Origin of the sequence: Paenibacillus sp. W2I17, from assembly GCF_030815985.1 — a bacterium.
Classification (GTDB): Bacteria; Bacillota; Bacilli; order Paenibacillales; family Paenibacillaceae; genus Paenibacillus.
The window spans coordinates 6,569,102-6,580,209 of sequence record NZ_JAUSXM010000001.1 but is presented as its reverse complement, the minus strand read 5'-3'; the positions used below and the strand labels follow the sequence as shown (position 1 = coordinate 6,580,209).

Below are 11,108 nucleotides of genomic sequence, written 5' to 3'. Positions count from 1 at the left end.
TTAGTGCATTACCCAGATTCCGCCGGCCAATACGGAGAGAACCGTGATAAACGTTTGATACACCACATCCATAATGAGATTCCCGATACTGTCTCCATCTGCCTTGCGATTTTTAATCATGACATAAGTATGTGACCAAAGACCACTTAACCCGTATATGTACATCGTTACCAATACACCAACCCAAAAGTTCCCCTGGAACCAGATGGCCATAATCCCCATAACTCCAAGCCCTACCTGGGAAAAACCGTATTTAACCTGAAATGGTCCACCAGGCCATCCTAACATTTTGGCTGTCTGATCCGCTCTGGCAATGTTGACAACATAACCAATCACTCCAACCAATCCAAACGTAACCACAAACTGATGAAGCAGCAATACTCTGCTAATCTCGCTCATTTCTCCGGGAAAACCTAACACATATAGGTGTACTCCCCCTGAAATTAGACCTAACAACCATAGAACCAAAAACCACATGCCTGTCCCACTCCCGCCGTTTGTTATTTGGAATCATTTGTAACTAAATGTACAATCTTGTAGATACACACATTATATAATCGCTTTTACATTTGTCAATTCATACATAATTTTCTATTTTGTCGAAGCTTTTGTCATTTTTCTTCTACTGTACGCAAACAAGAAAACCATATAGTTCCATTTAACTTGAAAATAATAGGAATTTAGCCCTATTATTACATTAAAAGGTTTGAAACCTACTTCTTTTTTAACGCTTCAAAAGAACCACAACTCATTTATTTGACATAGGTGATAGTTCAATTATCATCTGTTTGATCATCTACGATTACAGGATAACAGCAACTATCAATTAACATATGATATAAAAGAATTGACAACCAATCGCTTTGTAACTATTATAGTTACAACGGTGGTGATTATCCCATGAGACAAATCAGCAGTCGCTTTTCCATTGCGGTTCATACCCTGTCCCTGATCGCTGTTATGCCCAATGAATGCACCGGAGATATGATCGCGCAGAGTGTGAATACAAATCCTGTGATTATTCGGCGGATTATGTCCAAGCTGAAACAGGCTGGTCTAATTGACGTCAGACCCGGTGTGGGCGGTGCTTCCTTGTTGAAAGATCCGGCGAACATTACCCTTCTCGATGTATATCGAGCGCTAGAGGTCGCGGAGGATGGGGAATTGTTTAACTTTCACAAACATCCGAATCCGAAATGTCCGGTCGGCAACATGATTGAACACACCTTGCGTGCCGAACTCATTGAGGCTCAGACAGCCATGGAACAGCGCTTGAATCGTGTAACCATACAGCAGATGATGGATCAGATTCATGTCTCTGAATAAAAAAGCTCATAATGAGCTTTTTTTAACCCTTTCGTTGTAATCACACCTGTTATAACAATTTTGATTACATCCATATGCAAGCAAAACACATATCATAGGAGGAAAAGAAAATGAAAATTTTGGTTACTGGCGCAACAGGTCATTTGGGTTCACTGGTTGTAGAGGCATTGTTAAAAACAGATTCTGCCAAGGATGTGGCAGTAAGTGTACGTAATCCAGAGAAAGCGGAAGCACTCCGTACTCAAGGCGTTGACGTCCGTCACGGTGATTTCGATCAACCGGAGACGTTAGAGAAAGCTTTTGCCGGTGTAGACCGTCTGTTGCTTATCTCGACTGATGGTGACAATGAAACGCGTATTCGCCAACATCAGGCTGCCATTGACGCTGCCAAGAACGCAGGCGTGGGTTTCATCGCTTATACAAGCGTTGTGAATGCAGAGAAAAATACCCTTTCCCTGGCGGAAGTTCACCGCGCCACAGAAAAAGCTATTCTTGAATCCGGCATTCCGTATTCCTTCCTGCGCAACAACTGGTACCTGGAAAATGAAGCAGGCAGTGTGCAAGCAGCTACGCAAGGTGCGCCTTGGGTTCATGCCACCAACAACAGCCAAGTAGGCTGGGCTACCCGCAGTGACTACGCCCATGCTGCTGCAGCCGTACTCGCAGGCGAAGGACATGAGAATACCGTATATGAATTGTCCGGCAAACTACGCACGCAAGCTGAACTAGCTGCCATTGTTGGTGAAGTGCTTGGGCAGGAAATCAACGTGCAAAACGTGGACGATGCCGCTTACGCTGACATCATGAAAGGCGCAGGTCTACCCGACTTTGTCGTATCGATGCTTGTTGATATGCAAAGTGCCATCCGTGAAGGCGCATTGGCTGTAGAGAGTGATACTTTAGAGAAATTGCTTGGCCGTCCGGCTCAGCCACTTAGCGAAGGAATTAAAGCAATTGTAGGCAAGTAAGTTTTGAATATGAGAAAGGGACACACCAACAAATGTTGGATGCGTCCCTTTTTTGGTGTAGCTAACGATCAATACAATGATATTCCAGTTGTACGGATGACCGTACACTCACCCGTTGATTGCGACTGCTGCAATTTGAGGTAGGTATTTATGCTTTCCACAACAGTTCATCACTCACTGCTCACCAGTCACTGCTCATTGCTCAAGAATATAACGTGCAGGAATGTGATCGGCCAGCCAGATATTTTCGTTTCCATGATAAAAAAGGATTCCGTCTGTGGCCGCTTGAGCAGCATTGATTTTCAAAATGACAGGCTGATCATCCCGTCTTCGTCCCACCTGATTGGCCGTATCGATATCTGCGGACAGATGTACATATTGCCTTTGCCGCGGCTGTAAGCCATGTTCCATAATAGAATTCACTACGCGTGCCGGGGTCCCATGGTACAGGGTTTCCGGTGGCTCAGCAGGTATCTTTGATATCTTATGGGGTGTCGAATGTCCATACAATGCCCGGATGCGGCCTGAACGGATTTCATGTCTCTTTTTCTCCGAGGCTTGAATCATCTGCTCCAGATCGGCTTGTGTGACTTCCTTCCACTGCGGACTTTCATGTAAAGCCACCAGCAATTGCGAGATTTCCACCCAACCCTCTTCGTCCAGTTCCAGCTCATACTCCCATGGTGCATGTCGCAGAGCGTATGAGAGTTCCTTGCTTAATTTCATCAGATCCAATGCAATCATCTCCCACATCTAATAAAACCGTCTATTTTTGCGATTGAACCGCGGTTAAAATCTCCTGAATGTTACGTTCCAATCCTTCATCATCTTCCTGATTGAATTGACGGTGTCCATCAATCCCACGTTGGATAATCGTATTCATCACCGGATGAACCTCACGATCGGAAGCCACCCAAATCAGATCATCGGCAAAATCAACCGCCTGCTGTTCACTGTAATTAAATGGTTTAATTAGCATCCGAATGCTCAAGGCATGGGCCTGCGGCTCCGCCAGCTGATCCCGATGAGTGATGCCATACACCGCGCCAAAACCAAAAGCAGCCATGACCTGACGCTCCAGTTCTGTCGTCTGTTCCAATGGCGTGCCAACCAGCTCACACATTTTGTCCACCATCTGCTCCAGCTCGTTTGCTGCCGCAGCCAGAATTACGTCATTAATATCGTCAGCGTTGATAAATTCAGTCATATTGGTTTTCTCCATTTCTGCACCGTATTTGATCCATTCTCTCAGACTCTATGAGAACATTGTATCGGAGTTGGGGTGTTCGTTTCAAATTCATCTATAGGTGGAGCTATTAATCCCGGCATGATTCAACGTTTGGCTCACTCCGAGACGAACTCCATAAAGTACACTAATAAATAATAAAAAACCAAATCTCCTCATTTAAAAGTCGACTTGGTTTAATTTTTTGTAAGAATATGCTCATCTAGCATACCAATTTATAAAAGAGGTGTTATAACTCAAGCCGTCTCATGTTGCTTTTTCGAGTCCACTTCATAGACCTGTGTATGTTCATTCTCGGCCAAAGACCATTCCACCGTTCCAGGTTTACGCACTTTCCACACCCAGGCTTGAACTCGCAACGAGCTTCTGACCCAGGCTAAGGAGGCACAGCGTTTCTCAGAACGAACCGTCAACCCCCAATGAATAACACGAGCGAGCCAAGGATTCACATACTCATTATGTGAGCGAACAGATGGCAATTCGTCCTGGAACAACCGCTGTTTCACATCCATAGGGGGTTGCCCGCATGTCCAATAATGGAGCAGAGCTGCCAAACTATAGATGTCCGACATCGGTCCCTGACTGGATTTCTCTGAATAGAACTCCAGCGGAGAATAACCTGCCGATGTAAATATCACCTGTTTCTCTCCGGATTGCATAGGCCAACGGGTAGCTGAGCCAAAGTCCAGAAGTTTGGGTGTACCATCCTCCATAACCATAATGTTGGAAGGTTTCACATCCCGGTGAAGAATGCCTTGCTTATGTATGTAATCCAATGTATCCACCAGTGGAAGCAGCGTCTCCGTTATGAAGGCAGCATCAAGAGCATGATTATGTTCATTCAAATACTCGGTCAATGTGATTCCCGTGCAGTATTCCATAACCAGATACCCCGTATCATTTGCTTCAAAATGATCCAAATACGATACAATATGGGGATGATCCAGTTTCGATAACAGTTCACCTTCGAGCAGAAATGCAGCCAGTAGCTCCTGATATTGCCCACTGTATCCTCGTGAAGAACAGAACACCCCTCGCTTGTCTGCCTGCCGTTCAGCCATTCTCTGTGGGAAAAATTCCTTAATGGCTACTTTGGCACCTGTGTTACGATCTCGCCCTGCATATACAATAGCCAACTCACTGCTGGCTAATACCTGTCTTACCTGATATGTATCATTTATAATCACATTGCGCTGCAATGCCATTTTACAATTGTCTTTTCTCATAACAGACCTCTTTTCAACCTTGTCGATCGGAAGACTTTCCGCGTAAATGCATCATTTGGTTCAACCAGTTAGCCATTCATCGCCAACTATACATATAAACCAAATGATGCAATTTGAAACACCTTAACGCGAAATATTTAAATATTAATGATATCAAGCCTTCGACGATCTACTGCTAATCCCTATCCACACTATTCTATAGAAGAAAAGCATTCTCTTATATAGAGTATCGACAGATGGATGTAATTACTTTATTAAACTGGAGAAAAACATTTCTCATCCTTCATTTGCAGCTTTTATTAATAATTATTCTGTAAAAAACGCCCGATTTCCTCGTTCATCTGAACCAATACGTCCTGCGAAGGAAAATGTCCTGTATCATACTTGATGGCTTTTACATTCGTAATAATCTTTTGAGCTCGCTCAATACACTTATCCGCAGGGAAAAAGACATCCTTCTCCCCTACCAATAACAAGGTTGGTGACGTATAATTCACCAGTTCTTCCCGCTCCGTGAGCTTGGGCAGATCCTGATCTATACTGACGTATTTAAAAAGTTTGCCGATAATGTTTTTATCCATTTCTTTCATGCAGTTGCACGACATGTTGTCCGTAATTTTTTGCAAAGAAGATGGTGAAGACGTCATGCGGTACTTGACGAGCGGCAGCGTGATATCCTGAGCTGTTTTAATTTTGGAGTTGACCGCAAGACCCGCAGGAGCAACCAATACGGCACACGAGATGCGTTCCGGAATATAGGTAGCCAGTCTGAGGACAATGCCTCCTCCAAACGATGGACCGATAAATGCACTCTTTTCAATATCATAGTGATCCAGCAGATCCGACACCCATAAAGCCAAGCTATCAAACCGTGTGGAGATACTCGCTTCCTCACTATAACCAGGATGACCAATCGTATCAGGAGCAATAATCCGGTATTCCTTAAATAAGGAAGAGAACCAAGACAACGTCATCGGATTCACACAATTACCGCCTTGGAGAATAAATAACGGCTTGCCATCTAGAGGACCCGTCAGTAAAACATGCGTCTTTCCAAAACGCGTCTCTACATACTCCCGAGTAAATTTCTCACCCAACTCGTTCAAATAAATCTCATACTCTTCAAGTATGCTGCTCTTGCCTTCTTCACTTCTATAAATGGAACTCATGTCTGCCTCCTGCAATATATACTCAAATACCCCATTCTATTGAATGGACTTGCTAATCAATGGACCAAAAAGATAAAGAGGGCCTGCAGATGACAGGCTCCTCCATATGTTTAACTAATCATATTCAGATGATTATAGAGCGGAAACTGGAAATTGTAAATAACGATTCTAATAGACCAGAAATAAAGGGCTCATCTAAAAAAAATATACTTATTTTCGGCCGTAATCTGCCTTGATTTCGCCCCACTGCTTGGTCTGCCATTTTAGCACTTTATTGCTGTACGTATTCGTCTGAAGCCACTGCTCCGCACGATCAATCATCAGCCAGATTTCTTCCGTGGTGTTGTCTCTTGGTAAGGTCGTGGCTACTTTTTTCTGCTTTAGCCATTTCATGGCATTGACCGAGTCGGTATACACCGTTTTGGTACTGCCTTCTTTTTTCAGATGTGCGAGGGCATGTACAATGGCCAAAAATTCGCCCAGATTGTTCGTGCCTTTGGAGATCGGTCCGACGGAGAAAATAATCTCACCAGTGCGGGTGTCTACCCCTTTGTATTCTACAGGTCCGGGGTTACCGCGTGTGCCCACATCAACAGAGATGCTGTCGTAATCCACTTCCTCCGACGTTTCCATGCCTGCGCTTCTTCCGCTACCAGCCGACTTTGTCTTCGACGCTCCGCCTGCACTTGAACCCCAGTTCCCTTTCCATCCAGCACGATACGCTTCTTCTGCGGTTGCTTTGGACTCATAGGACTTATATTTTGCTCCGGTATAATGATCCGTCTGCGCTTTGCAATCCGCCCATGTGTTATACACACCCGGCTTCTTGCCTTCCCAGACAACATAGTATTTCTGTTTTGCCACTGTGACCCGCTCCTTTGTTCACTTCATCAATACCCTATTGTATACGATTGGGAGGGGAGAATGAAAGTTAAGTTGTTCGTCCAAGCCGGAACACTTTACTTCGCCCTGTTCGTATACATTAATCTCTTGTCCTAAGCAATTGTATATTTCAACCAGATCAATGAATCATGAGTTAGGCAAAGCGATCGGGTCAGCGGCGGTATTTATCCTCATGCTTCTGATCGTTGAACAATTACAGTTGAAGTTTTATTGGTTTGAAACAATGATGAGCGGAAAATCCAAGGTTGTCGTGGAAGATGGGAAGTTGAATCTACCGAATTTGAAACATATGCGCTTTTCTGTGGACCAATTGGAGATGCAGTTGCGGGAAAAAGGGATTACAAGTATTACCGATTTGGAAGCACTCCTGAAGCAAGGTACGTGGCCCACGGAATCCAAAAGACTGTTCCAGGAGGTCATCCAGGATGGACACTCTCGTCCGCTGGACTCCACACTTGAATAGCTACTCCCTGTCCCTCGTCGCAAAAGAAAAAGGAAGCCTGTATATCTTCGAATGAAGATATACAGGCTTCCTTTTTCAGTTTCTGCGTGAATTAATCCCCTCCCTCGTACCACAGCTCCAGTGGCAGACCAACCAGAGACTTGCCAATCCACTCTCTGGCGATGTTGTTGGAGGGACCCATGGCGATGCCTGCACGAGCGTCACGGAAGAGACGTTCAAACACGCCTTTTTTATAACCATAACCTCCGGTAACATCCAGCGCTGCTTTGGTCGCTTTATTCGCGACTTCGGCAGCATGAATTTTGAATTCAACCAGCGGCAGGAACAGCTCAACTTGCGGTCTCCCCTGTGCCTGAAGTTCGTCCAGCTGCCGCGCAAGTGATAACTGCCAAGGCTTCAGGCTGGAGATTAGCACCTTCACTTCAGCCAACTGCTGGCGGATGATCTGGTAATCGGCTAAGCGCTTGTTAAAATCCCGATGAACCATGCCCTTCACATATTCGGATGCAGCTTCAAGCGCCGCCTCGGCAACTCCAAGCCAGGTTGAGCCCAGGCCGATCAGATATACGGGGGATACACCACTCTCCAGAATTTCGCGCCCCTGCCCCTCGGTTCCGAGCTTATCCTGAGCTGCAATTCGGACGCCTTCATATTTAATGGGTCCGCTGTGGTTACCACGAACACCGAGCGCATCCCACACGCCGGAAGTAATGCCTTCCAATTGTCCATCGACAAGAAAGAAGCTCACATCTGTCGGGGTTTGCGCTCCTGGCGTGCGAGTCTGGGTCACATAAAAATCAGCCTGTCCCGAGCTTGTCGTGAACGACTTTTCGGCATTCAGAATATAATCCTCACCGTCTCGGGAAGCCTCGCTGAAATTAAACCACCAGTGACCTCCCGAAGCACGCTCACTTGTGGAATACGTACCGATAGCGCCATGACGTACCGGCTTCAGCCAGCGCTCCTTCTGATCCTCATCTCCGTAGAGAGCTATCGTCTGAACGGCTCCAACATGCATGACATACACCAGTGAAGTCGAAGGGCATCCCTTGGCAATTTCTTCTGCCGCAATCGCAAAGGCAACATGATCCAGTCCCCGTCCACCGAAGCGCTCGGGAATCAGCACCCCATTCCATCCAGCCTCAGCAAGGGCGGACAGATTCTCACGCGGGAAACGGCCCTCACGGTCAATCAGCTCAGCATGTGGTTTAATGACTTCGTCGACAATCCCCCGAATTTCAACTCTCAATTGTTCATAGTCAGGCTGGGTGTGAATGGTGTTTGCTTGAATACTCATTGCATCATCTCTCCTCTGATTAGAATACGGATACATCCCTCAATAACAGTGATACAGATATGCCAATCCATTCCGTTTATTGAAGATCGATAGTTTGATCAAGAAATTGCTACCCGGCTTAGTGCAGCCTCCTTCTCTCTAACCAGCGGGATTACCTTCTCACCGAAAGCCCGAATATCCTCATCGTAATGAAGAAAGCCAGTAAGAATGAGATCTACTCCAACCTTCTTCAACGCAATGATGCGGTCTGCCACCTGCTCCGGGGTACCAATCAAACCGGTTTTGAACCCGTCATTATATTGCACCAGGTCGTCGAAATTGGAATTCGCCCACATTCCCTCCTGTTCAGGTGAAGCTTTGCCTGCAAATTGAACCTGACTGCGGAAGCCCTCCACGGCCTCGGGGTCAGCATGCAGAATAATCTGGCGCAGTACTTCCAATGCTTCTTCTTCCGTATCTCTTACGATGACAAAAGCATTTACTCCAAATTGCAGCTTGCGGTTGTAGGATGCAGCCCGCCCAGTCACATCCTCAATCTGGATACGGAAGCCTTCGATGTTATTCCCGTTCATGAAATACCAATCCGAGACTCGTGCAGCCATGTCGCGTGCAGCCGCCGAATTCCCTCCCTGGAACACAGGGGGAAGTGCAACCGGTTTGGGTTTGTGTGGCGCTTCATGAATACGGTAAAAGTCTCCCTGGTGATTGGCTTCTTCTTGCGTCCACAGCTCCTTTATGACACGGATGAACTCTTCCGAGCGACGATAACGCTCGTTATGGTCCAGCCACGGTTCTCCAAATCCATGAAACTCTCCCTTGAACCAGCCGCTGACAATATTTACGGCAGCTCGTCCCTTGCTGATATGATCAATCGTCGTGATCGCTTTCGCTACTGGACCGGGATGCCATAATCCAGGCAATATGGCTGCTATCAGTTTCAAGCGATCTGTAACCACAGCCAGTGCGGAGGCAAGAGCAATGGCTTCCAGTTGATTTTCAGCCCCGTAGCTGGCCATAAATCTGGTTTGCAATAATGCATAATCAAAGCCCACATCTTCTGCGATCTTGGCATACCTCACGTTATCCTCAAATGACCAGCCTGTTTTTTGCGGGATGCTGGAGATAACCAGACCCCCACTTACATTAGGAACCCAATACGCGAATTGCATGGACATGTTGAATCACCTCTTCAATGGAATGATTTATAGGCAAGGGCCAAGGCCCTCTCTACCGGAGCGGAATGCAACAAAAAAGACACCTACAACCTATAAGTTTGAGGTGCCTTTAGTTCGTCTAATCGGCCAGAACGTATGATGTTTTTAATGGAGATATCGTAAAAAGCAGACCATATCATTTGGAAGCCGCAGGCGCTTTTACCACATGATCAGGAATGTTATTATTGGCGATGATCTCGCCAAAAGGGCTAATAAACGAGCGCTCGCCATTATCGCCATATTGTGTATAATTGAGCTTCGGAAACAACAGCTCAGCAGTACGGTAGGCTTCTTCCAGATGCGGGTACCCCGACATAATGAAGGTCTCAATCCCCAGTGCCTCGTACTCCCTCATTCTCGCTGCAACCTGGTCAGGATCACCTACAAGCGCTGTACCAGCACCGCCTCTGACCAGTCCAATGCCTGCCCACAGATTTGGGCTGATCTCCAGATTGGAACGATCCCCATTATGCAGTCTGGCCATTCGCTGTTGACCGACGGAATCCATGCGAGCATAGATCTTCTGGGCAGAAGCAATCGTCTCTTCATCCAGATGAGCGATCAGGTCATTCGCGGCCTGCCAGGCCTCCTCTGCGGTTGGACGAACGATTACATGAAGTCGGATGCCGAAGCGCAGACATCTTCCCTTTCTGGCAGCAAGCTCTCGCATTCGGTTGATCTTGGCCTCTACCTGGTCAGGTGGCTCACCCCACGTCAGGTATACGTCTACATGCTCGGCAGCCACCTCCATGGCAGCTTCAGAGGAGCCTCCAAAATAAAGCGGAGGATAAGGCTTCTGAATGGTCGGATACAGAATCGACCCACCGTTGACCTTTAAATATTTGCCCTCAAAATCGACTTCTTCGCCCGCCAGCTCCTTGCGCCATATGGTTAGAAATTCATCCGTCAATGCATAACGTTCATCATGATCCAGGAACAACCCGTCTCCCTCAAGCTCGATCGGATCCCCTCCGGCTACGACATTGATCAAAAGTCTTCCTTTGGAGAAGCGATCCAGTGTACTCGCCATTCGTGCCGCCGTGGTCGGAAGCATCAAACCCGGACGTGCAGCGACCAGAAACTTCAGCTTGTCCGTTACCGACACCAGCGAGGAAGCAACGACCCAGGCATCTTCACATGATTTTCCCGTAGGTAGCAGCGCACCGGCAAACCCAAGCTCATCTGCAGCTTGCGCAACCTGCTTGCAATAATGATAGGTCACTGCCCTGGCACCTTCTCGGGTGCCCAGAAATCTTCCATCCCCATGTGTCGGGATAAACCAAAACAATTCCATTT

At 46.7% G+C, this 11,108-nt stretch carries 12 protein-coding genes; 3 read left to right on the top strand and 9 right to left on the bottom strand.

Annotation, left to right across the window (positions count from 1 at the left end; translation table 11 throughout):
• Nucleotides 1-477 carry a DUF6790 family protein gene (locus tag QF041_RS29300; RefSeq protein ID WP_026080959.1) on the bottom strand — a complete coding sequence of 159 codons (477 nt, stop codon included), beginning with the start codon at nucleotides 475-477 and terminating at the stop codon, nucleotides 1-3.
• Between the two features lie 423 nt (nucleotides 478-900).
• Between QF041_RS29300 and QF041_RS29295 the strand changes: the two genes are divergently transcribed.
• Together QF041_RS29295 and QF041_RS29290 are read left to right on the top strand one after the other, a co-directional pair.
• Nucleotides 901-1,326 (top strand): Rrf2 family transcriptional regulator, encoded by a 426-nt coding sequence (locus QF041_RS29295; RefSeq protein WP_307416664.1) that lies wholly within the window; start codon nucleotides 901-903, stop codon nucleotides 1,324-1,326.
• 110 nt (nucleotides 1,327-1,436) lie between these two features.
• On the top strand, nucleotides 1,437-2,294 hold the full coding sequence (locus QF041_RS29290; protein ID WP_307416663.1) for an SDR family oxidoreductase: 858 nt from the start codon (nucleotides 1,437-1,439) through the stop codon (nucleotides 2,292-2,294).
• A 195-nt stretch (nucleotides 2,295-2,489) separates the two neighbouring features.
• On the opposite strand, the gene QF041_RS29285 is transcribed toward QF041_RS29290, so the two are convergent.
• The 5 genes from QF041_RS29285 to rnhA all read right to left on the bottom strand — a co-directional run bounded on the left by QF041_RS29285 (nucleotide 2,490) and on the right by rnhA (nucleotide 6,799).
• Nucleotides 2,490-3,029, bottom strand: a complete 540-nt coding sequence (locus tag QF041_RS29285) for an RNA 2'-phosphotransferase (protein WP_307416662.1) — start codon at nucleotides 3,027-3,029, stop codon at nucleotides 2,490-2,492.
• Nucleotides 3,030-3,060: 31 nt separating this feature from the next.
• The gene (gene imm48, locus QF041_RS29280; protein WP_307416661.1) at nucleotides 3,061-3,501 is read right to left on the bottom strand and encodes an Imm48 family immunity protein; all 441 of its coding nucleotides are present in this window, start codon (nucleotides 3,499-3,501) and stop codon (nucleotides 3,061-3,063) included.
• Nucleotides 3,502-3,776: 275 nt separating this feature from the next.
• On the bottom strand, nucleotides 3,777-4,766 hold the full coding sequence (locus QF041_RS29275; protein WP_307416660.1) for a serine/threonine protein kinase: 990 nt from the start codon (nucleotides 4,764-4,766) through the stop codon (nucleotides 3,777-3,779).
• A gap of 299 nt (nucleotides 4,767-5,065) precedes the next feature.
• The gene (locus QF041_RS29270; RefSeq protein WP_307416659.1) at nucleotides 5,066-5,935 is read right to left on the bottom strand and encodes an alpha/beta fold hydrolase; all 870 of its coding nucleotides are present in this window, start codon (nucleotides 5,933-5,935) and stop codon (nucleotides 5,066-5,068) included.
• Between the two features lie 210 nt (nucleotides 5,936-6,145).
• Complete coding sequence (gene rnhA, locus QF041_RS29265; RefSeq protein ID WP_307416658.1) at nucleotides 6,146-6,799, bottom strand: ribonuclease H; 654 nt, start codon at nucleotides 6,797-6,799, stop codon at nucleotides 6,146-6,148.
• Between the two features lie 160 nt (nucleotides 6,800-6,959).
• Between rnhA and QF041_RS29260 the strand changes: the two genes are divergently transcribed.
• A complete protein-coding gene (locus QF041_RS29260) occupies nucleotides 6,960-7,301 on the top strand; it encodes a YetF domain-containing protein (RefSeq protein WP_307416657.1) in 342 nt (113 codons plus the stop codon).
• Between the two features lie 91 nt (nucleotides 7,302-7,392).
• On the opposite strand, the gene QF041_RS29255 is transcribed toward QF041_RS29260, so the two are convergent.
• From QF041_RS29255 to ssuD, 3 genes are all read right to left on the bottom strand, one after another.
• Complete coding sequence (locus tag QF041_RS29255) at nucleotides 7,393-8,598, bottom strand: acyl-CoA dehydrogenase family protein (RefSeq protein WP_307416656.1); 1,206 nt, start codon at nucleotides 8,596-8,598, stop codon at nucleotides 7,393-7,395.
• Nucleotides 8,599-8,696: 98 nt separating this feature from the next.
• A complete protein-coding gene (gene sfnG, locus QF041_RS29250; protein ID WP_307416655.1) occupies nucleotides 8,697-9,773 on the bottom strand; it encodes a dimethylsulfone monooxygenase SfnG in 1,077 nt (358 codons plus the stop codon).
• 175 nt (nucleotides 9,774-9,948) lie between these two features.
• A complete protein-coding gene (gene ssuD, locus QF041_RS29245; protein WP_307416654.1) occupies nucleotides 9,949-11,106 on the bottom strand; it encodes an FMNH2-dependent alkanesulfonate monooxygenase in 1,158 nt (385 codons plus the stop codon).
• Nucleotides 11,107-11,108: the final 2 nt, after the last annotated feature.

Coding starts and splice junctions, on each gene's coding strand:
- QF041_RS29300 (WP_026080959.1), bottom strand. CDS start 477: ATGTGGTTTTTGGTTCTATGGTTGTTAGGTCTAATTTCAGGGGGAGTA.
- QF041_RS29295 (WP_307416664.1), top strand. CDS start 901: ATGAGACAAATCAGCAGTCGCTTTTCCATTGCGGTTCATACCCTGTCC.
- QF041_RS29290 (WP_307416663.1), top strand. CDS start 1,437: ATGAAAATTTTGGTTACTGGCGCAACAGGTCATTTGGGTTCACTGGTT.
- imm48 (WP_307416661.1), bottom strand. CDS start 3,501: ATGACTGAATTTATCAACGCTGACGATATTAATGACGTAATTCTGGCT.
- QF041_RS29275 (WP_307416660.1), bottom strand. CDS start 4,766: ATGAGAAAAGACAATTGTAAAATGGCATTGCAGCGCAATGTGATTATA.
- QF041_RS29270 (WP_307416659.1), bottom strand. CDS start 5,935: ATGAGTTCCATTTATAGAAGTGAAGAAGGCAAGAGCAGCATACTTGAA.
- QF041_RS29260 (WP_307416657.1), top strand. CDS start 6,960: ATGAATCATGAGTTAGGCAAAGCGATCGGGTCAGCGGCGGTATTTATC.
- QF041_RS29255 (WP_307416656.1), bottom strand. CDS start 8,598: ATGAGTATTCAAGCAAACACCATTCACACCCAGCCTGACTATGAACAA.
- sfnG (WP_307416655.1), bottom strand. CDS start 9,773: ATGTCCATGCAATTCGCGTATTGGGTTCCTAATGTAAGTGGGGGTCTG.
- ssuD (WP_307416654.1), bottom strand. CDS start 11,106: ATGGAATTGTTTTGGTTTATCCCGACACATGGGGATGGAAGATTTCTG.